This is a genomic window from Methanohalophilus sp. WG1-DM (genome assembly GCF_004104135.1).
In the GTDB taxonomy this organism is placed as follows: Archaea; Halobacteriota; Methanosarcinia; order Methanosarcinales; family Methanosarcinaceae; genus Methanohalophilus; species Methanohalophilus euhalobius.
Window position 1 is genome coordinate 37,009 of record NZ_RRBA01000010.1, and the last position, 25,282, is coordinate 62,290.

Annotated in this window: 28 protein-coding genes, 1 tRNA gene and 1 pseudogene; 21 read left to right on the top strand and 9 right to left on the bottom strand. The window is 44.7% G+C overall.

The window, feature by feature from the left end; translation table 11 throughout:
• Positions 1 to 927 (bottom strand): ribose 1,5-bisphosphate isomerase, encoded by a 927-nt coding sequence (locus CI957_RS07470; RefSeq protein ID WP_096712556.1) that lies wholly within the window; start codon positions 925 to 927, stop codon positions 1 to 3.
• 117 nt (positions 928 to 1,044) lie between these two features.
• Between CI957_RS07470 and CI957_RS10655 the strand changes: the two genes are divergently transcribed.
• Entirely contained in the window at positions 1,045 to 1,215 is a 171-nt protein-coding gene (locus tag CI957_RS10655) for a hypothetical protein (protein ID WP_164909057.1), read from the top strand.
• Positions 1,216 to 1,267: 52 nt separating this feature from the next.
• Complete coding sequence (locus CI957_RS07475; protein ID WP_342764920.1) at positions 1,268 to 2,626, top strand: aldehyde dehydrogenase family protein; 1,359 nt, start codon at positions 1,268 to 1,270, stop codon at positions 2,624 to 2,626.
• A 49-nt stretch (positions 2,627 to 2,675) separates the two neighbouring features.
• Here the strand turns inward: CI957_RS07475 and CI957_RS07480 are convergent, their stop codons facing one another.
• The gene (locus tag CI957_RS07480; RefSeq protein WP_096712558.1) at positions 2,676 to 2,966 is read right to left on the bottom strand and encodes a DUF427 domain-containing protein; all 291 of its coding nucleotides are present in this window, start codon (positions 2,964 to 2,966) and stop codon (positions 2,676 to 2,678) included.
• 81 nt (positions 2,967 to 3,047) lie between these two features.
• On the opposite strand from CI957_RS07480, the gene CI957_RS07485 reads away from it, so the two are divergent.
• The 10 genes from CI957_RS07485 to CI957_RS07530 all read left to right on the top strand — a co-directional run bounded on the left by CI957_RS07485 (position 3,048) and on the right by CI957_RS07530 (position 11,035).
• On the top strand, positions 3,048 to 3,869 hold the full coding sequence (locus tag CI957_RS07485; protein WP_128754594.1) for a class I SAM-dependent methyltransferase family protein: 822 nt from the start codon (positions 3,048 to 3,050) through the stop codon (positions 3,867 to 3,869).
• A 44-nt stretch (positions 3,870 to 3,913) separates the two neighbouring features.
• Positions 3,914 to 5,323 carry a D-aminoacyl-tRNA deacylase gene (locus CI957_RS07490; protein ID WP_128754595.1) on the top strand — a complete coding sequence of 470 codons (1,410 nt, stop codon included), beginning with the start codon at positions 3,914 to 3,916 and terminating at the stop codon, positions 5,321 to 5,323.
• A gap of 38 nt (positions 5,324 to 5,361) precedes the next feature.
• Positions 5,362 to 6,465, top strand: coding sequence for a cell division protein FtsZ (ftsZ, locus tag CI957_RS07495; RefSeq protein ID WP_096712561.1), 1,104 nt, complete (start codon positions 5,362 to 5,364; stop codon positions 6,463 to 6,465).
• A gap of 163 nt (positions 6,466 to 6,628) precedes the next feature.
• Positions 6,629 to 6,826: a protein translocase SEC61 complex subunit gamma gene (locus CI957_RS07500; RefSeq protein WP_370448644.1), complete on the top strand. Its 198-nt coding sequence runs from the start codon at positions 6,629 to 6,631 to the stop codon at positions 6,824 to 6,826.
• Between the two features lie 4 nt (positions 6,827 to 6,830).
• A complete protein-coding gene (locus CI957_RS07505) occupies positions 6,831 to 7,289 on the top strand; it encodes a transcription elongation factor Spt5 (RefSeq protein ID WP_072358591.1) in 459 nt (152 codons plus the stop codon).
• Between the two features lie 48 nt (positions 7,290 to 7,337).
• Complete coding sequence (locus CI957_RS07510) at positions 7,338 to 7,826, top strand: 50S ribosomal protein L11 (protein WP_096712563.1); 489 nt, start codon at positions 7,338 to 7,340, stop codon at positions 7,824 to 7,826.
• Between the two features lie 125 nt (positions 7,827 to 7,951).
• Positions 7,952 to 8,593: a 50S ribosomal protein L1 gene (locus CI957_RS07515; RefSeq protein ID WP_128754596.1), complete on the top strand. Its 642-nt coding sequence runs from the start codon at positions 7,952 to 7,954 to the stop codon at positions 8,591 to 8,593.
• Positions 8,593 to 9,627, top strand: coding sequence for a 50S ribosomal protein L10 (locus tag CI957_RS07520; RefSeq protein ID WP_128754600.1), 1,035 nt, complete (start codon positions 8,593 to 8,595; stop codon positions 9,625 to 9,627). Before CI957_RS07515 ends, CI957_RS07520 begins: the two co-directional genes overlap by 1 nt.
• Before the next feature lie 29 nt (positions 9,628 to 9,656).
• On the top strand, positions 9,657 to 9,968 hold the full coding sequence (gene rpl12p, locus CI957_RS07525; RefSeq protein ID WP_096712566.1) for a 50S ribosomal protein P1: 312 nt from the start codon (positions 9,657 to 9,659) through the stop codon (positions 9,966 to 9,968).
• A gap of 137 nt (positions 9,969 to 10,105) precedes the next feature.
• Positions 10,106 to 11,035, top strand: coding sequence for a radical SAM protein (locus CI957_RS07530; RefSeq protein ID WP_241645997.1), 930 nt, complete (start codon positions 10,106 to 10,108; stop codon positions 11,033 to 11,035).
• Here the strand turns inward: CI957_RS07530 and CI957_RS07535 are convergent, their stop codons facing one another.
• Positions 11,036 to 11,803 (bottom strand): S-adenosyl-l-methionine hydroxide adenosyltransferase family protein, encoded by a 768-nt coding sequence (locus tag CI957_RS07535; RefSeq protein ID WP_096712568.1) that lies wholly within the window; start codon positions 11,801 to 11,803, stop codon positions 11,036 to 11,038.
• Positions 11,804 to 11,941: 138 nt separating this feature from the next.
• Between CI957_RS07535 and CI957_RS07540 the strand changes: the two genes are divergently transcribed.
• Both CI957_RS07540 and CI957_RS07545 read left to right on the top strand, forming a co-directional pair.
• A complete protein-coding gene (locus tag CI957_RS07540) occupies positions 11,942 to 13,858 on the top strand; it encodes a sodium:solute symporter (protein ID WP_128754597.1) in 1,917 nt (638 codons plus the stop codon).
• 70 nt (positions 13,859 to 13,928) lie between these two features.
• A complete protein-coding gene (locus CI957_RS07545; protein ID WP_096712570.1) occupies positions 13,929 to 14,840 on the top strand; it encodes a DUF5803 family protein in 912 nt (303 codons plus the stop codon).
• 3 nt (positions 14,841 to 14,843) lie between these two features.
• On the opposite strand, the gene CI957_RS07550 is transcribed toward CI957_RS07545, so the two are convergent.
• From CI957_RS07550 to CI957_RS07570, 5 genes are all read right to left on the bottom strand, one after another.
• On the bottom strand, positions 14,844 to 15,590 hold the full coding sequence (locus tag CI957_RS07550; RefSeq protein WP_096712571.1) for an MBL fold metallo-hydrolase: 747 nt from the start codon (positions 15,588 to 15,590) through the stop codon (positions 14,844 to 14,846).
• The gene (locus tag CI957_RS07555) at positions 15,591 to 16,877 is read right to left on the bottom strand and encodes an ATP-binding protein (RefSeq protein WP_096712572.1); all 1,287 of its coding nucleotides are present in this window, start codon (positions 16,875 to 16,877) and stop codon (positions 15,591 to 15,593) included.
• A 119-nt stretch (positions 16,878 to 16,996) separates the two neighbouring features.
• Entirely contained in the window at positions 16,997 to 17,461 is a 465-nt protein-coding gene (locus CI957_RS07560) for a DUF5817 domain-containing protein (RefSeq protein WP_105460496.1), read from the bottom strand.
• A 12-nt stretch (positions 17,462 to 17,473) separates the two neighbouring features.
• Positions 17,474 to 18,133, bottom strand: a complete 660-nt coding sequence (locus tag CI957_RS07565; protein WP_164909058.1) for an undecaprenyl diphosphate synthase family protein — start codon at positions 18,131 to 18,133, stop codon at positions 17,474 to 17,476.
• Positions 18,134 to 18,156: 23 nt separating this feature from the next.
• On the bottom strand, positions 18,157 to 19,341 hold the full coding sequence (locus CI957_RS07570; protein ID WP_105460498.1) for a redox-regulated ATPase YchF: 1,185 nt from the start codon (positions 19,339 to 19,341) through the stop codon (positions 18,157 to 18,159).
• A gap of 107 nt (positions 19,342 to 19,448) precedes the next feature.
• Between CI957_RS07570 and CI957_RS07575 the strand changes: the two genes are divergently transcribed.
• From CI957_RS07575 to CI957_RS07605, 7 genes are all read left to right on the top strand, one after another.
• Positions 19,449 to 19,520 (top strand) — tRNA-Arg (locus tag CI957_RS07575).
• Positions 19,521 to 19,639: 119 nt separating this feature from the next.
• Positions 19,640 to 19,732, top strand: coding sequence for a hypothetical protein (locus CI957_RS11160; RefSeq protein WP_292343112.1), 93 nt, complete (start codon positions 19,640 to 19,642; stop codon positions 19,730 to 19,732).
• Between the two features lie 378 nt (positions 19,733 to 20,110).
• Positions 20,111 to 21,730, top strand: a complete 1,620-nt coding sequence (gene thsA, locus CI957_RS07585; RefSeq protein WP_128754598.1) for a thermosome subunit alpha — start codon at positions 20,111 to 20,113, stop codon at positions 21,728 to 21,730.
• Positions 21,731 to 21,818: 88 nt separating this feature from the next.
• A complete protein-coding gene (locus tag CI957_RS07590; RefSeq protein ID WP_128754599.1) occupies positions 21,819 to 22,367 on the top strand; it encodes a biotin transporter BioY in 549 nt (182 codons plus the stop codon).
• A complete protein-coding gene (locus tag CI957_RS07595; RefSeq protein WP_096712578.1) occupies positions 22,364 to 23,188 on the top strand; it encodes an ATP-binding cassette domain-containing protein in 825 nt (274 codons plus the stop codon). Before CI957_RS07590 ends, CI957_RS07595 begins: the two co-directional genes overlap by 4 nt.
• Positions 23,185 to 23,976, top strand: a complete 792-nt coding sequence (locus tag CI957_RS07600) for an ATP-binding cassette domain-containing protein (protein WP_096712579.1) — start codon at positions 23,185 to 23,187, stop codon at positions 23,974 to 23,976. The genes CI957_RS07595 and CI957_RS07600 overlap by 4 nt, the downstream gene beginning before the upstream one ends.
• Positions 23,969 to 24,763: an energy-coupling factor transporter transmembrane protein EcfT gene (locus CI957_RS07605; RefSeq protein WP_164909059.1), complete on the top strand. Its 795-nt coding sequence runs from the start codon at positions 23,969 to 23,971 to the stop codon at positions 24,761 to 24,763. Before CI957_RS07600 ends, CI957_RS07605 begins: the two co-directional genes overlap by 8 nt.
• Before the next feature lie 128 nt (positions 24,764 to 24,891).
• Here the strand turns inward: CI957_RS07605 and CI957_RS07610 are convergent.
• Positions 24,892 to 25,282, bottom strand: a pseudogene (locus CI957_RS07610) (IS5/IS1182 family transposase); the annotation flags it as partial.

Here is a 25,282-nt window from a genome sequence, read left to right on the forward strand (position 1 = left end):
TCATCCTATTTTATCCAGTTTCCAGCCCAGGTGTTCTTTTATTATCACATAAGCCATCTGTGGGGGGAATGCTCCCGCTTCGGTCACGATCAGGTCAATGTATTCTGATGGTGTGACATCAAAGGCAGGGTTGCTTATTTTTACATCTGGCATATCACCAAGTTTGTCTTTGGAAATGACTTCTTCAGGGTCGCGTTCCTCGATTTCCACCAGGTCGCCAAAAAGGGTAGAGGGGCTGAATTTGTAGGTCTCGGCTGCGGATATGAAGTTTACACGGGCTTCATGGGCTGCCAGGGCCAGCTGTGATGTACCTATCTTATTAACAAGAGCACCATTTACGGTAATTGAATCTGCACCCACAATGACAGTGTCCACATTTTTCATTGTATATCGCACTGCGGAATCTACGATGAGGGTTGTGTCTATTCCGGCGTCACTGAGCTCTTTTATTGTGATGAATCCCTGTCTGCGAGGGCGGGACTCGGTTGCATAAACTTTTATTCTTTTTCCCTGGTTGTGTGCGGTTTTTATGATTGCAAGGGCTGCGTGGGAATTACAATGGGTCATGACTGTATCCCCGTCACGGAGGCGTTTAGCACCGATCTCCCCTATGCTATCAAGGGCTGTGTCGGCGTTTCGGATAAATTCTGTGGCGTTATCCAGGATCTGGCTGCGTGCTTCTTCCACAGTTTCTGCATTATAACTGCCCGCCAGCATTACCGCATTGGGCAGGGAGACAGCTGTGGGTCGGGTTTCAATAAGAACGGATTTGGCTTTTTCTACTTTCGCTACAAATTCTTCAAAGGACGAAGTTTCCAGTGTTTCCACATAATCCCGCAGTGCCTTAGCAGCTGCAGCGGCAATCCTGCCTGCCCCGCGAATCTCCATTGTACGGATCTTTTCAGCCGTGTCGAGTAACTGCTGCATAGTTATTTGGATGGGATGTGGAAGGATTTATAGGTATTGTAACCATATACAGTTATTATATTTTATCAAAGTTCCTCCAAAAACTATAATATTTCACAGGATCAAATCGAAACAATCATGTCCGATGCACCAACTCACAACAATGATACCGAAGAATGCCTTTCTGAAGAGGAAGTGGAAGAATTGATGGTCAGGACTTCCAGAAAGCAGATTCGATCGGATTACCGGCGCAGTCTGGGTTCGGAAGCCAGCAGAAGATATTGTGACATAAATAACAAGAAGAACTAAAGGTTGGCAAAGTTCCTTATATTGCAAATACATACTTTTCTGCATGCCATCCATGGAATCAATCAATCCATCAACCGGGGAGCTGGTAGAATCCTTCCCGATGTACAGGTCAAAAGATGTCCGGGACAGCCTTGAAAACTCATATCAGGCATTTCTGGAGTGGAAATCCCTTGATGTCTATGGGCGGTGTGATTATCTGCGGCAGGTTGCGAAGGTGCTGCGCCGGCGCAAGCAGGAATGTGCACAGCTGATCACCCGGGAGATGGGAAAACCCATCAAACAGTCATTGGGCGAGATTGAAAAATGTGCCCGGACATTTGATTACTATGCTGACAGGACACCTTCCCTGATGGAGTCACGTGTGGAAGATACCGATGCAACCTATTCCAGTGTATTCTTTGAACCGATGGGTCCGGTTCTGTGCATAAAACCCTGGAATTTTCCTTTCTGGCAGGTGCTCAGTGCGGCTTCCCATATTCTGGCCGGTGGTAATACCATCCTGCTCAAACATTCATCCAGAGTACCGGCATGTGCCCTGAAAATCGAAGAAATAATGCAGCAGGCCGGATTGCCGGATGGTGTATTCCAAACTCTCCTGATTGATGGCAAGACAGCTTCATCCCTGATCTCCTCCGACAAAATTGCCGCTGTGTCCTTTACGGGTGGAACTGAAGCCGGACGCCGGGTGGCTGTGGAGGCGGCTTCATCCCTGAAGAAATACGTGCTTGAACTCGGAGGTAGTGATCCTTTCGTTGTCCTTGAAGGAGCTGACGTACAGAAGGCTGCAAAGGCAGCGGTTGCTGCGAGATTTATCAATGCCGGTCAAACCTGTATTGCTGCCAAGCGTTTTGTAGTGGAAGAGTCTTTGATGGAGGAATTTAAAAGACACTTCATTGAGCAAACGCGTAGTATGAAGATAGGTGATCCGCTGGAAGAGGATACAGATATAGGTCCACTTGTCCGGGCAGAAGAAATGCACAGATTGGGTTCTCAGGTGGCAGACTCCATTGAAAAAGGCGCAAAGGTTGAACTTGACGGTGGACTGGTTGAAGGTGCGGGATTTTTCTATTCACCGGTTGTGCTTTCCGGAATAACTGCTAATATGGATGTAATGCGTCAGGAAACGTTCGGCCCTGTTGCTCCTCTGATCTCCGTGAAAGATGAAGCTGAAGCGATAAAGGTTGCAAACGCCACTCCCTATGGGCTGGGTGCAAGTATCTGGGGTGGTGATTCAGATCGCCTGCTGGAAATCGGAAAAAGGATTCAGGCAGGAGTTGTCGGGATAAACGGTTTCTTCAATCCGGAAGCATGCATGCCCTTTGGGGGTATGAAGCAAAGCGGGGTCGGCAGGGAGCTGTCTGATTTTGGCTTTTACGAATTCATGCACATCCGATCCCTGAAATCCTTCTAAACAAATCTAAGGTTAAAATTTCATCATCAGGGAGGGTAAAATGCTTGAATCAGTCGGTAATTTCCACTCCGCCTCTTGTATCAAAGGCCAGGTATCCTTTAATGTTTGATGCTGCAGGTTTTGGTTGCGGGTAATTCCACGCACCGTCCTTCAGTGTGCTGTCTTCGAGAACAATATCATAATAACTGGCCTTGCCTTTCCAAGGGCAGACAGTTACTGTATCGCTGTCTCTGAAATATTCCATATTGACCGATTCCGGTGGGAAATAATGATTTCCTTCCACTCTCTCGGTAGCATTACTATCTGCAAGTACGACTCCTTTGTATTTTGCAACTGGCATATTAAATCCACTCCTTCTGGCAATATTGAATTAATTAATTTAAATAAGTAATCATTGTGTAATAATTCAGCAAGGTAAAAGATGAGACAAAACAGCCTAAAAAACTTCGTGGAAACGGAAGTTCCTGCAGACCTTATAGAATATATCCCTAATCGATTTGATGTGGTGGGTGACATTGCAATTGTCAGTATTCCTCCTGAGCTGCGGGATTATTCTGAAATGATTGCAACAAAAATTGTATCCATGAGGGGCAATATCCGGACTGTACTTAACAAAGTAAGTCGGGTCAAAGGCGATCATCGTGTTTCAGATTTTGAAAGTTTGCTGGGTGGCAGTACTGTAACCACACACGGCGAATTCAAATATCGCTATCTTTTGGATCTCTCGGAAGTATTTTTCAATCCCCGGCTGGGTTATGAAAGGCACAGGGTAACATCCCTGGTTCTTCCCGGGGAAGATGTACTGGTTCCCTTTTGTGGGGTGGGTCCGTTTGCAATCCCTGCTGCTATAAGGGATGTACGTGTTTTTTGTATCGAAAAGAACCGGCATGCATGTCACTGGCTGGCCGAGAATATACGGTTGAATAACTTTAAGGGAAATATCTATCCCATAAATGCAGATGCCCGGGATATTCCGGTTATTCTTGACATGAAGTTTGACAGGCTCATAGTTCCTACTCCTTATGGGCAGGATCATTTCTTTTCTTTACTCTCTCCCCTTTTGAAAAAAGGAGGTGTGATGCATTTCTATACTTTTAAGGTAGCCGAAGATATCGAAAAATCAAAACAAGCCTTTCAGGATGCAGGTTACGAAATAATTGGTGTGCGAAGATGCGGCAATGTAGCACGTGGTGTCAGCAGATGGGTGTTTGACCTGAAAAAGATCTGTCAGGCAAAAGGGTAAGGTATAAAGATGGCTTCTAAATAAATTATAACCGGTCTGTTATCATGTCACAAATATCAACTTCAAAACCAACTATTGTATGCTCCAGTATGGATGCTGCGAGTATGAACATAATGTCCCGCCTTCTGGAAATGGAGGAATGGGAAAAGCAATCCTTTGAGCCTCTTTATGAGGATATAACCAGCATATATGAATCCGGAAAGTTCCTGCTTGTGGAAGTTTCCATCCACCATATCTTTCAGGATGGACTGGACCAAAAACTGGGCCAACTTGGATTTCTTCCTTCATGTTTCATTTTTGCTTCCAAACATAAAAGTGATGATGGCCGTAAACTTCTTACCGCCCACTTTACAGGCAATCCTTCGGAGGCAAAATTCGGTGGCTATCCCGGAAAACTTTCAATTGCTTATTCCTCTGCCCTGAAACCTTTACTGATGCAGATACAGTCCTATTCTGCAGGTATGGATTATGATGTGTCTATGGAATCCACACATCACGGGCCTACAGACCTGCAAGTTCCTTCCATCTATGCAGAGATTGGCAGTGGTCCCGCGCAGTGGGATGATAAAGGGGCCGCAGAAGTACTTGCCCGGGCCATACTTACCTTCAATTCCCGGAAATTGCCAATAGCTCTGGGATTTGGGGGTGGGCATTATGCAGCCAGACAATCTGAGATTGTTCTTAGCAATAATGTGACCTTTGGCCATAATATTCCTTCCTACCAGCTGGAATTTGTTGATGAATCTCTTTTTAGCCAGGCAGTGGGTAAGTCGGGTGCGGATTTTGTTTATATGGACAGGAAAGCCATTTCTTCTTCTGACAAAGAGCATCTGCATGACCTTACCCGGCAAAATGGGCTGCTGGTTTTGAGGGAGAGTGATATTCAGCAGATTGGAAATATCCCCTGGGCTATTTTCAAGAATATCCTGATAAGATCCAGGGGCATAGAGCCCACTACACCACCGTTATTTACAGATGTTCTCAGAAATGATCTGGAAAATTCTTCACCCGATGTAGTCCCGGATCCAGTTGAATTGGTCATAGATGAAAGACTTGTCCACTATACCTGGAAGAGTAACCCGGACAGTTTCCTGAATATGCTGCAGAAATTTCCGCTTGTATATCTGCAGAGGGACAACGGAACGTATAGAGGTTCTTTCCTGTTATTTGAAAAGAAAGATGCAGAAGACTTGCAGACTCAGATTATAGATGAATGCATTAAAATACTAAAAGAACATTATGAAATTGAGTATATTAGAGAGGACAATCTATTGTATCTTACCTACCGGAAATTCAATCCGATAAAAGCGGAGAGTATAGGCGTTCCCGGAGGACCTCTGTTTGGTAAACTTGCCAGGGGAATTCCTGTTGAGGTTGATGGAAATATTATCCATCCGGATATGGTTCATGAGACAATTACAAAAGATCTTGTCCTGAAAAATATGATTCGTTGAATTCATGATTATCTTTGTGCTCGTGGAGGAAATTGAGTATGAAATCCATTGTTGAAGAGGCATTAGCTCGCTCAGCAGAAGAAAGACAAGTAAGTGCCGAAGCATCGGAACCGAAGGATGTCAATGCGGAGATAGAAGCAGTTTTGAAAGGTATGCATACCAATATTAAAGTTATTGGATGTGGCGGAGGAGGTTCGAACAGCGTCCAGAGGATGACGAATGAGGGAATTAAGGGAGCACAACTTGTAGCCCTCAATACTGATGCTCAACACCTCTTGGATGTTAGTTGTGATAATAAGATACTGATCGGCAAGAAAAAGACCCGTGGTCTGGGTGCCGGCAGTCTCCCTCAAATTGGAGAGGATGCTGCACTTGAAAGTATTGATGAACTCACTGAAGTGGTCGAGGGTACCGACATGGTATTCATCACAGCAGGGCTTGGTGGAGGTACCGGGACCGGTTCCGCAGCTGTGGTAGCAGAGGCTGCCAGGGATGCAGGTGCTCTTACCATTGCTGTTGTAACTCTGCCTTTTGCAGTAGAGGGAGAGGTGCGCCGTACCAATGCTGAAGCAGGACTGGAAAGACTCAGGGATGTTGCCGATACTGTAATTGTAGTACCCAATGACAAACTTCTGGAAGTAGTGCCACGTTTGCCTTTGCAGGCCGCATTCAAGGTTTCGGATGAAGTGTTAATGAGGGCTGTAAAGGGAATTACCGAACTGATAACCAAACCCGGTCTTGTTAACCTTGACTTTGCCGATGTACGTACCGTCATGCAGAACGGTGGCGTTGCCATGATCGGTCTGGGAGAGGCTGATGGTGATAGTAAGGCCAGTGAATCCGTACAGAAAGCATTACGCAGTCCACTTCTTGACGTGGATATCTCCGGTGCAACCTCTGCACTTGTTAATGTTGTCGGTGGTCAGGACATGACTGTTTCAGAAGCAGAAGGAGTAGTTCAGGAAGTCTATAGCAGGATAGACCCTGGTGCAAGACTCATATGGGGTGCACAGGTCGATCCGGATCTGGAACACACAGTGCGCACAATGATAGTTGTGACTGGTGTCAAATCACCGCAAATATATGGCCCGGGCGGAGCAAAGAACGTTACAAGGAGATATGGAATAGACTTTGTGGGATGATTTCCTGCATTTTCTATTTTGGATATCATATTCCTCCAGTCGAAAGATATTTTGCATATAAGGTTATGTGAGTGGCGCTATAGTTTTATAGCATAATTTTACTTTAACTACTTTCATACCAATTATTCAACGTTTATCGGTTGTGGATATTTTGGCAGAGAACATATTAAAATCAGCAATGAACAATCGCAGTGTCAGCCAGATCCTGAAGTCCTATTACAGGGTGCTGAAACTTTCCAGAAAGCCTGCCCGGGAAGAGTTCCTCATGATCTCAAAAGTTGCAGGTGCAGGGATTGTAGCAATCGGCTTTGTTGGCTTTGTGGTCTATATATTGCTGACCGAATTGCCGACATGGGTGTAACTCTATGAGTGAAGATAGCGCTATATTCGTGATAAAGACGACTGCAAATCAGGAACGCTCAGTTGCCGGAATGCTGGCCAAAGTGGCCAAAAAGGAGAATCTGGATATACGGGCCCTTCTTGCACCGGATGAGCTTAAGGGTTATGTACTTGCGGAATCTTCGAATTCAGGTGAGGTCGAACAGGCTATTCAGACGGTTCCCCACGCAAGGGCCGTTGTGAAGGGTCAATCGAGCATGGAAGAAATCATGCATTTCCTGACTCCCAAACCAACGGTTACAGGAATCACGGAAGGCGCGATCATAGAGGTTACTTCAGGTCCTTTCAAGGGAGAAAAAGCACGTGTCAAGCGTGTTGATGAAGGACATGAAGAAATCACTGTCGAGCTTTTCGATGCTGTGGTACCTATCCCCATTACTATTCGTGGGGATACAGTGAGAATACTCCGCAAAGAAGAGGAGTAAAGCCAATTAAAAATAATTATTTCAATCAAAATTAAAAGGTGATGATTAATGTCAAGTGTTGTTGAAGCATTGGTTCCCGGCGGTAAAGCAAACCCGGGTCCTCCATTGGGTCCGGCTCTCGGGCCATTGGGTGTGAACATTAAGGAAGTTGTTGACACTATAAATGAAAAGACCAGTGATTACAATGGAATGCAGGTTCCTGTAAAGGTCATTGTGGGTGATGATAAAAGTGTGGAGATCGAAGTAGGGACTCCTCCAACCGCCGCCCTTGTCCTTCAGGAAGCTGGTATAAGCAAGGGTGCAGGTGAAGAAGGTGGCAGTGAAATTGTAGGAAATCTCAGTATCACTCAGCTTGCCAAGATAGCCCGTATGAAAAAGGACGACCTCCTTTCCTATGAAATGAAATCAGCCATCAAGGAAGTTCTCGGTACATGTGTACCAATGGGAGTTACCGGTGAAGGAATGGATCCCCGGAATTGCCAGAAGGCAATTGATGAAGGTAAATTTGATGAGGCACTTGCCTCTGAAGCATGGTAACCCCATGCTTTTCATTTGACCGATAGGTTTAAAAATAATTGTCCTATATTGGTGAGCCCGTATAGATGACAATAAATCGTTCCGTAGGAGGCCTTTGTGGCTGATGATCACTACGGGAGGTAAGTATGGTAGAAGAATCTATATTAAACACAGTCGAAAGGTTATTTGAGGAATCCCCACAGCGCAATTTTGCGGAAAGTGTGGATCTTGCCATCAATTTAAAAAACCTTGACATGAGCCAGCCCAAATATCGTGTAGATGAAGAAATTTATTTACCCAATGGCCTTGGAAAGGACCTTAAGATCGCTGTTTTTGCAAAGGGTGAAGTAGGCCTTCAGGCAAAGGAAGCGGGCTGTGACTATGTTTTCACCGAGGAAGATATTAATGACCTCGCAGATGACAAAAGTCGCGCACGTTCCATTGCTAATGAATGTGACTTCTTCATTGCTGAAGTGCAGTACATGCCACTTATCGGTAAAACCCTTGGTGCAATTCTCGGTCCCAGAGGTAAGATGCCTGTCCCACTTACGCCAGATAAAAACGTGGCGGACATGATTAAATCCTCTAAGAATTCTATTCGCATTCGTTCCAAGGATAAACTCACTTTCCACGTTGCAGTGGGAAGAAGGGACATGGATGCAGAAAGAATTGCAGAGAATATTGAAAACATTGTGAACAGGATTGAGTCTGTACTTGATAAAGGAAAACAGAATCTCAAGTCCATATATGTTACAACCACAATGGGCAAATCTTTGAGGGTGATATGATGGAAGAAGAGCTTCACCACAGTGAACATATCCCTCAATGGAAAAAACAGGAAATAGAGGACATAAAGGCTCTCATCGAAAAATATCCTTTGTTTGGTATTGTAGGTGTGGGAGGTATCCCGGCCAAACAACTCCAGGCTATGAGACGTGAACTGAAAGATGTGGCAGTCCTCAAAGTATCCAGGAACACTCTTGTCAGAAGGGCACTGGAAAGCTCCTCTAAAGATTGTTCTGAAATGATTGATTATCTTAATCAACAGTGTGCACTAATTTTCACCAATGAGAATCCTTTCAAACTCTATAAGTTGCTTGAGCAGAGCAAGACTCCTTCACCAATAAAGGCAGGTGCAATTGCTCCCCAGGATATTAAGGTGGAAAAAGGTCCAACCAGTTTCCCGCCGGGTCCCATTCTCGGAGACCTCCAGAGTGCTGGAATCCCGGCAGCCATCGATGGCGGTAAAGTTGTAGTCAGCGAAAACAAAGTTGTTACAGAAGAAGGTAATGTAGTATCCCAGAAGCTTGCTTCAATGCTTGCAAGGCTTGAGATATTCCCTATAGAAGTGGGACTTGACCTTCATGCAGTTTTTGAAGATGGTTCGATCTATACTCCCGATGTACTGGCAATTGACAATGATAAATACTTCTCCGACATTGCCGCAGCGTCCAGACAGGCGTTCAATCTGGCAGTCAATGTAGCATACCCAACAACCGCTACGATCAGTACTTTGATCTCCAAGGCATCTTCCCAAGCAATAAACCTTGGTATCAATGCAACAGTACTGGAACCAGAGATCATGGATTCCCTGCTTGGAAAAGCACATTCCCAGATGATTTCACTCGCATCTGCTGTATCTGCAAACAATGAAGATGCAGTGGACGAGGATCTCAAATCCGTTCTGGGTGCAGCAGCACAAAGTGCGGCTACAACAGTTGAAAAACAGCCTGCTGAAGAAGCAGCTGAGGAAGAAGTAGAAGAGGAAGAAGAGGATGCAGAAGAGAACGGTATGGCCGGTCTTGGAGCACTTTTCGGATGAGATTTAAGATTAATTACAGGTGATTCACAATGGAATATATATATGCAGCACTTTTACTCCACAACGCTGGAAAAGATGTTACTGAAGATGCAGTAAAAGCTGTCCTTGAGGCAGCAGGTACCGATGTAGACGAAGCACGTGCAAAAGCTCTCATTGCAGCTCTTGAAGATGTAGACATCGAAGAAGCTATGAGCACCGCAGCAGTTGCAGCAGCACCTGCAGCAGCACCAGCAGCAGCACCTGCTGAAACTACAGAAGAGGCAGCTGAGGCTGAGGAAGAAGAGGACGAAGACGAGGCAGAAGAGAGCGGCATGGCCGGTCTTGGTGCACTCTTTGGATAATTTCCTCACTTTGTCCGCTACGGCGGACATCTTTTTACTTTTTTAAAATAAACAGTCGACTTTATCTGTATTGACCAACAAGGTTGTGGTCAATGTCCCGTTTCTCGATTGTGTCTACCCTTCATCCGATATGGCAAATGAAAATACGTAGGCGTCCCTATGTTCTGTCACACGGTGTAACTTCCCGTTGCAATATGCAATGTCCTTTCTGTGAATACTGGCAGGAAGAAAAAGCAGAGATGACATTTGAAGAAATTGCCCAAATGCTTGATGAGGCTGCAGATTTTGGTATAGGTGTCTACAATGCCTGGACAACGGAACCTCTCCTTCGGGAAGATCTTCCTGCTATTCTGGAACATGCTCATTCAAAAGGCATAATGACTTCTCTGGTAACCAATGGTCTGCTTCTGGAAAAACGCCTGCCTGATCTTTCAAACCTTGATTTACTTTCTATTTCGGTAGACGGGCTGGAAAGTTACAGAGAGATAAGGGGCATCGATATATCCCGCATCCTTCCCGGGATCAAAAAAAGTGTTGAGATAATGGAACGTCCTGTTCTGTTGAATTGTGTTATAAGCTCTAAAAACGTGGATGAACTAACCGACCTTGTGTATTTTGCAGCAGAAATTGGTGCCAGGATTTCTTTTGAACCTCTGTATGAATTTGAAAATATTAAGGATGATGTATGGGAGAACATGGAGGTTAAAGACCGTGAAGCATATCGCAAAGCTCTGGATTCACTGATAGAGATGAAATCACAGGGCTATCCGATTATTAATTCCCTAACCTATCTCAAAATGGTACGTAACAGAAAACCATCTTTCAAATGCCATGCTCCTGATATTATACTGAATGTGGGTTGTGATGGTATGGTGGAAACATGCCGGGTTCATCGCCAACCCCTTGCTGATATCAGAAAGGGTGTGGAAAATGCCTGGGAGGCAAGTACAGCGACCATGACAAAAATCGTGAATGAATGCGATAAATGCCTTTTCTTCGGTTATGCCGAAAACAGCTTACTGTATGATTACAATCTGGAGGCGTTGCGTCATTACGAATGGATGTGATCATTTTTCTATCCGGATTTCCGGATGACCTGTAATATCCAGTCTTTGCGCAGCATTTCCACCATTGATAGCTATTTCCAGAAAGCTGTGGCTGCCTGTAAGGATCAGCAATTCATTTTTTTGTACTCTGCCATAAGTCAGGGAATAAGACGCTATATTTCCCTTAACTACTAACTTTTCTGCAGGTCTGGCAAAGTCTTCCAGCATCTTTGTCGGAATATTTGTTATTACATTTCCAAAACTGTCGATGTATAGGACTTTTCCATAAAGTTTGTCCACAGATGCATTGGCTTTTCCGAAATTAAGTTTTTCAAAGGTTTCTATGGGTTGGCCTATATCCTCTGCTTCATGGCCAGATGCCAGCAAACCGGCCGCAGGGGCGAATATGTCCCTGCCATGGAATGTATTGGATATTTTGTCCAGCATGGCTTTTTCTCCAATCTCGAAAACCTCAACATCGCCAATCCGTCGGGCAGCAGGGATGAGCAGTCCGTTATCCGGTCCGACAAAGTACTGATTTGCTGCGCGTACAATTATAGCTTTTCTGCCGGTACCGACCCCGGGGTCCACCACTGCCAGATGGATTGTACCTGAAGGAAAAAAGTGTGTGGTGGTGTAAAGGGCAAAAGCCGCAGATAATATATCTCCCTGATTTATATCATGTGTCAGGTCGATGAATGTTGGATCTTCGCACATGTTCAGGATAACCGCTTTCATGGAGGCAGGATAGAGATCCTTGAAATCTGTTGTAAGGGTAATTATTTTCATAACATTTTGTTTTGAAAGGGAACTTATATGGGTGTCGCCAGTGGGCTTTTTTTTAAAAGGTTTATATACTAAATCATCTATGTACCATCAATAAGCCGATGCTATTTAGTAAATCTTCATAAGATTGGAGGTATTATTATGGAAAGTTCTCAATTATTCTTGATATTATTGGCAGTCTACTTAGCTGGACTGATCGGTATAGGCTGGTATTTTACCAAAAGACAAAACACAGTAACCGATTTCTGGCTTGCCGGCAGACGTATCGGGACGATCGGTGTAGGATTCTCCTCAGCAGCATCCTGGTTGACGGCAGGAGGCCTGCTTTCAGTTATTGCATTCTTCATGCTGCAGGGAATGGGATCTATATGGGGATTTGTGGCTCCCAACATTCTTGCTCTTCTGATAATTGCTATCTTTGTGAAGAAGATAAAGAATCTGCCTGCAATAACCCAGGCAGAATTACTTGAGCAACGTTACAGTGCGGCAATCAGGGCGCCGATAGGTATTATAATTACTATCGTCATGATTCTTTTTGCAGTGGCTGATATCAAAGGTTTCGCTCTCGTACTTGAGATATTCTATGGTTTTGATCCACTGTATGCAGCCCTGATTGTTGCTCTGGCAGTCTCTGTTTATGTTACTTTAGGAGGTCTTAGTGCGGTTGTCTGGACCGATGTGGTGCAGTTCCTTTTCCTTTCTGTGTTCACTATAGTCATCGCAATTGTTGCTGTAGGAGCAGCTACAGGTGGTGCTGTTGATGCCCCTGCCAATACAGGCGAATTATTCTCCAGTGTCTCTTCTGGCTGGTGGAACCCGCTGTCTATCGGAATCCCGATGGTATTGATATTTTTGTTTGCAATCGTTCCCGGCTGGATCACCGAGCAGGACCCCTGGCAGAAAGTATGGGCTGCGCGTGATTCTAAATCCGCACGTAATGGAATGCTTCTGGGTACCCTCTTGATAACAATTGTATTTGCGGGTTGTGCGGTAATTGCTATCGCTCTGAGTTCCATTTACCCGGAAATACCGGCTGCAGGTTTCCCTATGGGAATGGCTCAGGCAGAACCGGCATTGCTTGTATTTGTGCTTGAAAACTTTTCCCAGCTGGTTATTGCCCTGAGTGCGATAGGCCTTGCTGCTGCTGCTATGTCCTGTACGGATACCTTTGCAACTTCCGGTGCATCCTGTGTGTCCCGTGATATCTATCAACGTTTCATTAAACCGGATGCCACCATGAAACAGATGCTTGCGGTTAACAGGCTCAGTGTACTTTTTATAGTCCTTGCAGCTACTGTGGGTTCGTTTTTCATTACCAGTATCCTTGAAGCTATTCATATAGCCACATACATTGCCAGTGCTTCCTACTTCTTCCCATTGATGGGAGGTCTTTACTGGAAGCGTGCTACCAAGGAAGGTGCCATGGCAGGCCTTATTGTAGGTGCAGTCGTCCAGATAAGCCTGATTGTGTATGATATTTACATGACAGCTCCAATGGCTCCTGCATATCTCCAGACGGTTCACCCGGTCCTGATGAACCACGGTGTCATTGCTGGCATGGGCCTTAGTGCAGTTGCCTTTTTCGGAGTATCCCTGTTAACAAAACCATCCAGTGCTGTCAATCTTGCTCCCTTCTTCAAGGAAGAGGCAAAGAACCTGGCAGCTGAAGCAACAGTTACAGTTGAGGACGACGATCCCAAATTCCAGAAGTTCCTCAAGAGAATCGATGAGCAACTCGCCGGTGAAAGAGCACATCTGCATGTGCGGCTGGAAAGTTCGGCTTCCGTGAACTGGCACAGGTTCGTTGAATCCCTGCGCTCTTCCTACGTTGCCTGGCTAACTCCTACCGGAATGAATTCTGTATATCGCCTTGTACAGGCGGATATGCTTTCCTGCGTATCCATAACACGTGGTACCACAGATAAAGAGATCTGGTTTGCCTCGGAACCTCCTGTATCGGAAATGGGTGCCCAGAAGAAGGAACTCTATGTAGCCTATAATGAGGTTGCTGCAGCCCTTGAAAGCATGGGTGTTTTCCTTACGATAGTCGAAGAATGAGTGAAGGGGCAATCCCTTCCTTTCTTGGACACCGATAACTTTTTTAAATAATCTGTCGGTGGATAGTATAATGCGAAAACAAGTGGTAGTCCTATTTCTGATTCTCACTTCAGCCATCTATTTTAGTGGTTGCATCGATGACATTATACCTGTTGATGAAACCACTGAAACAGCCAATGCATCGGAGTATACACTGGACCCGTTCATTGCTAATGTTTCATGTGAGTGCGGAATTAATACGACTACTTTCTACCTTTTCCCCGATTCACCTGTAAAAGCGGTTTATGTACTTGAGAATGTAGATCGTCTTGAGGTAGTTCCCCTGGAAGATATTACAAATCCAGGTACCGATGTACTTTCAAACATTGTAATTGTGGCCAAACCGGGAGGATATAACGGTAACCCAGCTGCAACAGTCAGACAGTTGTCCACCTCGGGTCCAATGGATTCGATAGACTATACCCTTTCTGAAGAATCCGAGTCCGGGCAGACCAAACAGGTAATTTCCTTCAATCAAAGTCTTACAGGGTTTGTGGCCTATACAATGGAGGTGCCTATGGGGCAGGATTTTATGTATGTACCATCACACCTTTCCACTGTAAGGGTGGTCCTTCCAGAAGGGTATACAACAGGCAACCAGTTTATAGGGAAGGTTGAACCAGCACCCGATTCCAGGTATGTCGATGAACAGGGCAGGGAAGTACTTGTCTGGGATAACCTACGTCAGAATACTTCTTCATCATTGTCTTCTATGGCAAAAGGTTTTTTACCTTCCGATGAAGAAGAGCAAGAAAATATTAAGTTTAAGACTCTCTATCTCAAATATTATTCAGAAGATGCACCCCGTAACCTGCTGATCGGTACATCAATACTTGGTGTAGGCGTGCTTCTGGTCATTGGGAATTATCTGCGTAATCGTAAAAAACTGAATGAAACGATACGGATAGCAGAAGAAAACTGGAAAAAAGATAAAAATCGTTGAAGGTTATATCACAAATTGCATTCCATCGTATCCCATAGGGAATTTCTGTGCTGCGGTAGAATGGGGTTTGAAGAAGTGGCTCATGTGGGTAAAAACGACTTCTTTTGCCTTTATCTTTTGGGCAAGTTCCAGTGCATCTTTTGCATCCATATGTTTTTTGATATGCAACACATCTGAATCCGGTACAATTGCATCGGCTATCAAAAGGTCAGGACTGTCAATCAATTCAAGACTTTTTTGAGGGATTTGCCCTTCGCAATCTCCCGTGAATACCACTTTTTTACCATCTTCTTCTATGATTACGCCTACAGGATTGCTCACCGGCCTGTGCTTGACTTCAAAAAGAGTAACCTTAAGCCCTATAATTTCAAAGGTCTCATTGATTTTTACGTTGTTTCTCCTGGGTTTCAAAAAAGCCAGGTATTCCAGGATGTAGTCAAGGGTTTCAGCAAGCCCGTATACATCTACCTTCCTTTGCACCCTGTGGAATTCCCCAAAACCGGTAAAATGATCATAATGACCGTGAGTCCATATCACTCCGTCCACGTGCTTTATATTGTGCTCAAGCAATTGCTGGCGCAGGTCGGGCCCTGTGTCCAGCAAAATTGTACCGGTCTTTGATTCTACAAGAATAGAACATCTGAGACGGTTGCTTTTCCCACCCTTTTGTCCATCCTGGCAGGTGGGACAGTTACAGCCGATAACCGGTGTACCGGGAGCATCTCCTGTGCCCAGTAATGTCACTTTCACTTAAGACACCCTGTCATACTGCTGAAGGTATTTTTCGGATTTTATATGTGAACGACTGTTGAATGATTCCACTGCATCAAGAAGGTCTTTGTTACTGAGTTCCCGACGCTCCTCTAGCAGGGCATCCAGGACGCCCTCCCGGATTACCACTCTCAGGTCGGATCCACTATAACCTTCTGTAATTTCGGCAATTGCTGCAGTGTCAAAGTCCCCTTCGATATGCCTTGTGACAATGTCAAGGATATTTTTCCTCATCTCATAATCCGGAAAAGGGAATTCAAGTATTTCATCAAATCTTCTCCATGCAGCTGAGTCCAGCATGTGAGGATGGTTGGTAGCAGCGATCAGGAGTACTCCGTCCCTTGTTAGACTTATTTCATCGATTGCCTTGAGGAGTGTGTTGACAGCTCTTTTCAGGGCCGCATGTTCATCCGAGGTCCGGGTTTTTGCAATAAAGTCGAATTCATCCACAAAAAGAATGCAGGGATTGAGTTTTTTTGCCAGTTCAAATACCCTGTCAATGTTCTTTGCTGTTTCACCAAGATACTGGTCTGTAATCATGGATAATTTTACTTCAACAAAAGGAATGGATAACATTTCGGAGAGTGCTCTTGCAACTGATGTTTTCCCGGTGCCCGGGGGACCAACCAGCAATACCTTGCCCACATCGTACAGCCCAATTTCTTTCAGGTAATCCCTAAATTTGATGGCTTTGACTATCTTGTCAACTTCGGATTTCTGTTTTTTTGTGAGGATTAGTTCGGACATGCCCTGTTGTATATCTTCCGGGGCCAGGAGTTGTGCCAGTTTGAGCATATCTTCCCCGCCTTCTTCCTCCATTACCTCGGCTTTGAGGGAGTCTATCCATTCCCTGTCTACTTCCTTGGGTTTGGTGCTGTCCCGTGTTTTACTGTAGCTGACTCCTTCTTTTTCAGCTTTCTCAAAGTAATAGGCCAGTGCAGGATTTTCTTCGATACGACTGAAAGTGTCCTGTTTTTCGAACCAGCTAATGGCCATATCAAGAGAAGTTAATTTGATCTTGTAACCAACTTCATCGATTTCTACGAAGGGAAGGCCCTTTAATACTTTTTTAGTTTCACTTTCTCCATACAGTTTATTCACGTCAGTGAGGGATACATGAATGGGTCGGGGTACTCCTTTGGCCTCTTTTTTCCAGTAGTGCTTCCTTATGGGTTTTGGAAGGTCGTTGACATCCAATACTTGATTCTGGTTGTATATCTGGGCCGTCAACAAAAGTTCTATTATATCAAGTGTATTGTCGGACATTTTGATACCTTACATCCAGGATTTTTATTTAAGGGCAGGTCGAAAACGGTTTGTCTGAACCACCCTATTATGTATTTTCCCTAAATATAACTTATGCCACCCTGTTCGCATGTTCCAAGTCAGGCAAGTTTTAGATAGCCTTTACCGGGGGTGTAGATGTCTCCCGAATTTTTCAGGTTTTCAAGAGTTTTTTCGATTTTTTCTCTCTCAAAACCTGCCTCTTCAGCCATCTGGAATAACTGTCTGATCTGAATTTTTTCCTGTTTTTCAAGAGCATTTATGATATATTTAGAAGGATTTGCAGATCTTTTTTGAGTAGGCGGGCTTGGCTGGAGCTGATCAATGCTTGCATCTGATAGAATCTGGCTGACTTTTTTTGAATCGGATCCCTGTAGCTGTGCCTGAAGAGCTGTTCGTGCCGCTATTGCTTCATCGAGTATTTCTGTCCTGTGGAATTTCCTCAATTTACGAAACTGCAAGGTTGCACCACATCTCTGGCATTTTATGGTTTTTTGACCCCGGTCTTCTGTAACCTGGCATTGCAAGCGGCATTTGGTGCAAATTATTACAGCATAGGCTACCATGTAAACACTTCCTTATTTGCCATAGCGGCGTTTCCTTTTCTGAAAATCCCTGATAATACGCAAAAAATCAATCCTTCTGAAACGGTTCCAGTTAATATCTGTGAAATATAGTTCTGAATAGACTGATTGCCATATAAGAAAATCTGAAAGATGTCTTCCTCCCGAGCGTATTATCAAATCCGGTTCTCCTTCTATTGTCAGATGGGATTCAAGAATATTGTCATCAATATCTTCCGGTTCTATGTTTCCTTTTTCTACATCACAGAGAATTGTCCTGACAGAAGAGGTAATCTCTTTTTTTCCTCCATATCCCAGTACAAAAATGATGCTGGGGTTTTTTCCGGGTTTTGTGAGTAATGTACTGCCGTCTTCTCCATATACGTCATAGCCTGTTTTAGGGGGCAGTTTGACGCATATTCTTTCAATGACCTGAACCAATCTGTAAATCATCTTGTTTTTGAGATCGGCTTTTTCATCCAGAATATCCACATTAAAATAGATTTTCTTGATGTCAAACTCCTGGCACCAGTTTATGAATTGGAGTGTTTTTTGGCTACTATTTTTTTGGAGTAGATCTGTTTCAGGCAGGACTATTGCAAGAGAGGAAGGTGGATTTTGATGTTCCTGTTGTATTTTTTTCAGGAGATGGTTTTCGTACAATTTATGTAGCAACCCGAAGCCCTCCTTCTGAGATGTCATTTGGCAGTTGAGACTATCTTTATAACATCTCCGTCCTTGAGTTCATATTTGTCTCCGAGTCTCATCCGGGTGCGCCCGTCTACAGCATAAAGGAAACGGTCCCCAATGTCGGTATGCACCTTGTATGCAAGTTCATGCGCAGTGGATCCTTTTTTGACCAGGTAGGCATCAGGAAGCATGCGACCTTTCTTGTCGGTCCAGTGCCCTTCATCTTCGACAGGGTAAACTACAATTAGGTCGAGCTGGTCAAAGACTGCCCGGTTGATGCATTCCTGTACTCCACATCCATGGGGTTTGCGGGATACCACGAAATTTTTAAGTTTTTCCAGTCCCTTTATCTGTTTTTCACTCAGGTCGCTTCCCTCTATGGCAAAGTCTTCATCACCTGGTTTGTAATCAATTGCTCCGGTACTGGCCGCATTTCGGATGGCCAATTCGGCTGCAGCACTTGTGGGTACGACTATAATCTCAAGTTTTTCAAGGTTTTCGACATTTTCCGGTGGGGCTACATCCAGTTTGTTCGCGGCGATGATGACAGGTTTGCTGAGCAGTCGGATGTACTCACAGAGCTGGCACATATCTTCATCTTCCCATTTGATATATTCGCGTTTGCCGAGCTGGTCTATTGCTATGTTCACATGTTCTTCACAGACCCCGGCTCCCATGAGCTGGTTTGCAATTGCTTCCTCTACCTTTAGATTCTCTGCTTTTATTTTGCGTGCCAGGCGTTCCCAGTTGCGACACAGGATACCTTTCATCCACATGGTAATCTCCCTGTTGAGGAAATCGACATCCTCCAGGGGATCATGGCTGCCGATATCGCCAGGGTTGCCCTCTATATCTGTGGCGCCGGAGGCATCAATTACGTGAATGATTGCCTGGGCCTGGCTCAGTTCGTCCAGAAAGGCATTTCCCAGCCCGCGACCCTGGTGGGCATCGGGCACAAGACCGGCCACATCGATGATCTCGATTGGTACAAAGCGTATCCCGTCTTCACAGTTACCACATCTTTTGTCCCGCTCGATACACGGGCAGGTTGTGCGAACGTAGGTGATCCCACGATTGGCATCAATGGTGGTGAATGGGTAATTGGCGATATCCACCTCTGCCATGGTTGCGGCTTTGAAGAATGTTGATTTGCCTGCATTTGGCTTTCCTGCAAGGCCTATAGTCATTGTCATGTTCTATCAATCACATGCTTGATGGATTTAACTTTTGTTGGTGGTTTAACGCTTTACCACCAAACATTTATATTCGAGAAGATAATTAGGAACCCAAGTCAATGAGTGTCCCGGTAGGGTAGCGGATATCCTTGGGGCCTGCGGAGCCTTAGACCTGAGTTCAAGTCTCAGTCGGGACGTACATTGTACTTTTCGGAGGCACTTTTTCCGTGTGGGGTTAACTAACCCCTCCTCGGTGGTGCCTCTTATGAGTATCTCCCTTTTTTGTTGTCATTTCTACTAATAGTCTCAAACATGTATTCGGTGTAACCACACATCTAAGAATAATCATAATCGATTATCTTTCCGATGTGAAAAATGTGGTTATGAAACTAATGCAGACCTAACCTAATCGGTGCAATGAATATTGAACACAAAACACGGGATTACAGGTATATCCTGGAATCTCAGGGGTGCTTGTCAGCCACCCGGACGAATGCTTAATTGACATTCAGGACTGAAGACTGAATATTGCCGGGAAGTAGCTCAGAAATACCTATACCATCGGTTGTAGGCATATCAGGCCTTCTCCTCTACTTTACCCCTTCTTATTTATAAGATATTAGTTAATACTGTACCCATCTGCTGTATATTTTCGATATCTTTTTCTCACTCTTTCAAGCAACTTTTATATAGAAGTTCAATCATCTAGAACGAACAGGTTGAGAGTACATAGTGCTCTTTTCTTGATGCAATTTACTGGATCATAATTATATAAGGAGGTCAAAGTTTGGCAGGACAGCCGATATACATTTTAGCAGACGGAAGTCAGGTAACAAGGGGCAGAGATGCCCAGAGCAACAATATTCTGGCAGGCAAGGCAGTTGCCAACGCAGTCCGTACTACCCTTGGTCCCAAGGGTATGGACAAGATGCTTGTGGATTCAATGGGTGATGTGGTAATCACCAATGACGGTGCAACCATTCTCAAGGAAATGGACATTGAACACCCCACGGCCAAAATGATCGTTGAGGTGGCCAAGACCCAGGATGATGAAGTCGGAGACGGTACGACAACAGCAGCCGTACTGGCCGGTGAATTCCTTTCCAAGGCAGAGGAACTTCTCAAGAAAGGTGTACACCCCACAATTATTGCAACAGGTTACAGGCAGGCATCCAAAAAGGCGGTTGAAATCGTAAAAAGTATAAGTATAGATATTTCCCGTGACGATACTGAAGCCCTCAAAAAAGTGGCAAAAACCGCAATTACCGGCAAAGGTGCAGAATCTCACAAGGAAATGCTTGCAGAGCTTACCGTTGAAGCCGTATCTCTCATAGGAGAAGAAACGGATGATGGCTATGTTGCAGATGTAAGTGACATCAAGATAGAAAAGCAGGCTGGTGAAAGTGTTGGTGAGTCCAAACTTGTAAAAGGCCTTGTTCTTGATAAAGCCCGCACACATCCCAATATGCCCGAAAAGGTAGAGGATGCAAAAATCCTTGTCCTCAGTATCCCGGTTGAATTCAAAAAGACCGAGATGGATGCCGAGATCAAGATATCTTCCCCGGATCAGATGCAGATGTTTTTGGACCAGGAAGAAAAGATGGTCAAACAGATGACCGACAAGATTCTGAATTCCGGTGCAAATGTTGTATTCTGCCAGAAAGGAATCGATGACCTTGCACAATATTACCTCGAAAAGGCTGGCGTATATGCCGCCAAGAGGCTCAAAAAGAGCGATCTGGATCGTATCTGTGAAGCTACCGGTGCAACCAATATTCAGGATATCGATGAAATTACTGCCGATGACCTGGGTTCTGCAGAACTTGTAGAAGAACGTGATATAAAAGGCAACAAGATGACCTATGTCACAGGATGCAGGGAAAAGAAAGCTGTTTCAATAATCCTTCATGGGGGTACCCAGCACGTTGTAGATTCTCTCCAGCATGCAGTTGACGATGCTCTTCACGTAGTCGCTGTGGCTCTGGAAGACGGCAAAGTAGTTGCAGGCGGCGGATCTCCGGAAGTAGAACTCTCCATGCGTCTTGGTGAGTATGCATCTTCCCTCAGTGGCAGGGAACAGCTTGCAGTTGCCAAATTCGCAGAAGCATTTGAAGTAATTCCTGAGACCCTTGCTGAAAACTCAGGCTATGATCCAATAAACAAACTTGTTGAACTGCGTTCCAAACATGAAGAAGGCAACAAGAGAATGGGGCTTAATGTATACACCGGCGAGGTTGTTGACATGTGGGAGAGCAATGTAATCGAACCCCTCCGTGCCAAGACACAGGCAATTAACGCCGGCACAGAAGCAGCTGTCATGGTTCTTAGAATCGATGACGTTGTTGCAGCATCCCCTCACTCCAACCAGGCATCCCCCGAAATGCCTGATATGGACATGGATATGTAAGATAAGGTGGTTTCTATCACCTTCTTTTTTTTTAATGTGATTACTTTTCAGGGTAAAATTTAAAAATATTGTTAACCATTGAGAGCACATGGTTAACAGCAATGATTTATCCGATCCCCCAGTCAGGAAAATGGTCTATGCAGCCCTTTTTGCTTCCATGACCGCCGTAGGTGCTTACATCAGTATTCCGGTGGGTTTGGTACCTGTTACCCTGCAGACATTATTTGTAATTCTTGCAGGGGCGGTACTGGGTGCTCGATGGGGTATGCTAAGTATGTTCATCTATGTTTTACTCGGTATTGTAGGGTTACCTGTGTTTTCAGGGGGCAGTTCCGGACTCGGTGTGCTGGTTGGTCCCACAGGGGGCTATATCATAGGTTTCATTCTGGCAGCTCTTGTAATTGGTTTCCTCTTTGAAAAATTCCAGTACAGGTCCATTGCTGGTATGGTTGCCATATTCCTTGCCGGTATGATCGCCATCTACATTCCCGGCTATTTCCAGTTGATGTATGTGGCATCCCTAGGAGTACAGGAAACATTTGCATTGGGTGTTGCTCCCTTTATCCCGGGAGCTATCATCAAGATTGCAGCCGCGACCATTATTTATCGCTACCTCAAGACGGAATCTTTGGTATGATAGAGATTAAAGATTTAAGCTTTGGTTTCAAAGAAAATCAACGTGTTCTTGACAGCATCAATGTGTCGATTGACAGCGGTGAATTCGTTGCCGTAGTAGGCGGTAACGGTAGTGGTAAGTCTACCTTTGTCAGACATCTGAATGGTTTACTGCTGCCGGATGAAGGTATGGTGGAAGTGTGGGATATGGATACATTTACTATCTCCAATCTAACTGCTATACGCAGGAAAATTGGTATGGTTTTCCAGAACCCTCTGACCCAATTCGTAGGTGCCACTGTAGAGGAAGACGTGGCTTTTGGTCTTGAGAACCTGGCCTACCCTTCATCAGCAATTCGTAACAAAACAGATCGTTCTCTTGCAGAGCTGGGGATATCCCATCTGGCCGGCAAATCTCCTCTGGAACTAAGCGGCGGACAGATGCAACTTGCAGCCCTTGCAGGTGTCCTTGTCATGGAGCCTGAATGTGTGATATTTGACGAGGTAACGTCCATGCTGGACCCCCTCTCAAAACAACAGGTGCTTGCAACCATTGCCAGGCTTCATGAAAAGGGCAAGACGATAATAATGGTCACTCACAATCTGGAGGAGGTACATCTTGCTGAAAGGGTTATAGCTTTTGAAAAGGGCAGGATTGTTTATGATGGCAAATCCTCTTTGTTTTTTGATTCCCCTGCTGTGTCAAACTCCGGTATTTCAATTCCTCCTCTTACTGAACTTGCCCTGTGGCTGCGGAATAATGGTCTGAAAGAGATCGATGTTTCAAACCCTGATGTTAATACACTGGAGGAATCTATCTGGCAATTGAAGTCAAGAATTTGAATTTTTCATACGGGCAAAATTTAGTTTTACAAAATGTATCCATGTGCATAAAACCCGGTGAAATCGTGGGGTTGACGGGGCCTGTAGGCGCGGGCAAATCAACCTTGTTGCGTCTGCTTGTTGGTCTGCTAGAACCGGACAAAGGTATTGTGCAAATTGATGGTTGTCCATTCCATGTTAAAAAAGTCAGAGAAATGGTAGGTGTCCTGTTTCAGCATTCTTCCAGACAACTCTTTGAAAAAACGGTTTATGATGATATTGCTTTTGGTCCTTCTAATTTTGGTTTTGATAGAAGGGATATTGAAAGGCAGGTCAACAAGGCAGTAAATATAGTGGGTCTGGATAAATCCCTCCTTGAAGCATCTCCCTTCGGGATTAGTGGAGGGGAACAGAAATTGGTGTCTCTGGCAGGAATAGTTGCCCAGTCTCCCCGATATATGGTGCTCGATGAACCTTTTGCAGGGCTTGATACAAAGGGAAAAACGCGCCTCCCTCATATTCTACAGACCTTGCAGAATATGGGATTAGGAATCATCGTAATTTCTCATCACCTTGATAAACTGCTGGGAGTAGCTCCGCGAATTATCTACCTGCGGGATGGAATAATTTGTTTTGATGGTCAAAGGCAGCAGTACCTTTTGGATGATAGTCTTCCTCTACCGCCTATAACCGCTTTGATGAAGAGGCTGCATGCAAGGGGTTTACCAGTGAACCCGGCTACGTTTACAGTGAAAAGTGCAATCAAGCAATTGGAATACTTAGAAACCGGAGATGTGGATAATGCCTGATTATTTTTTGAGTTTTGTCCCCGGAGATTCCTTCTTGCACAAGCTTGATCCCCGCACAAAACTAATAGCTACGATGCTGACCAGCATTTTGATCTTCAGGTTGCATCTTACAGGTCTGGTCCTGCTATTTGCATTTTTCATAGTTTTGTACGATCTTTCGTCTGTGCGGATTGCACTGCTGCGAAACCTTCGTCCAATTGCCCCCTTCTTAATCTTAATTTTTATATTCCAGCTATTTCTGATACCCGGGAATATTTTTATAGATTTGTATGGGTTTTCAGCCACCACAGAAGGCCTTTTTGAGGGCCTGAGGATTGTGGGGCGTTTTATTCTTTTGATACAATTTGCCTCCCTGTTGACGGCTACGACTTCTCCTGCTCATATGACTGCGGGAATTGAAAGGCTACTTCGCCCCCTGTCCGGCAAGGTCTTAGGAGCGACTTCGTTTGAAATTGCCACCATGATGTCCCTCTCCATTCATCTGGTTCCTGTTTTGAACAGGTTCCTGAAAGAAGTATACCAGGCACAGCTCTGCAGGGGGCTGGGAAGGCAAAAGAGGATTTCAGGATTGGTCTCACTGGCGATACCTTTGCTCAGGGGAGCCTTCAGGATGATGGACGATATATCTATGGGAATGGAAAGCAGATGTTATCAGGGCAACTACAGGACATCCCTTTTCGAATTAAAAATGAAAAAAAACGACTGGATAGCCCTTATGTTGGTTTTTGTATTGTTGCTTGGCTTCTGGAATTTGAATATCACTCTTATTCCCTCCTATCAGATATAATGCGGAGGATTCTGATAAACGTTCCTCTTCCAGAACTTCTATAAAATTTGTTCTTATTATTACTCTACTAGCCTGTTTCCCGGGCAATTATTCTGAAATATCTGCTTATTTTTAGATAGCTTACGCCCTCAGTCCACCACCTTTTTTCTTTTTAACGTCCTCATTTGATGCAAATTGAAACAAAACGCCGTAACCATCACCTTTCCCGCTTTGAATACGCCTTTTGTCACCGCATACACCCTTTCACAGGGCATCCTCTGTACACTACTCCTGTCATTGCGCATAATCTGTTTGATATTCAGTGGCTTTCCTCTTGCCGCTCTTTGCATCGTTGCTGCAAATCCTTTTGCCGCCACTTCGAAATATCCCTTATCCCTATACACCACTTCTCCTTTTTTTGACCAATTCCCATCCCTGCTTCTTCTTCTTGTTTTTGCCTCATCACCTCTCATTTTCTCCTGATTGGCATGTCCAGGTTCTGCAACAATAAAGGTTGCATCCTGAATCATTCCCTTTTTA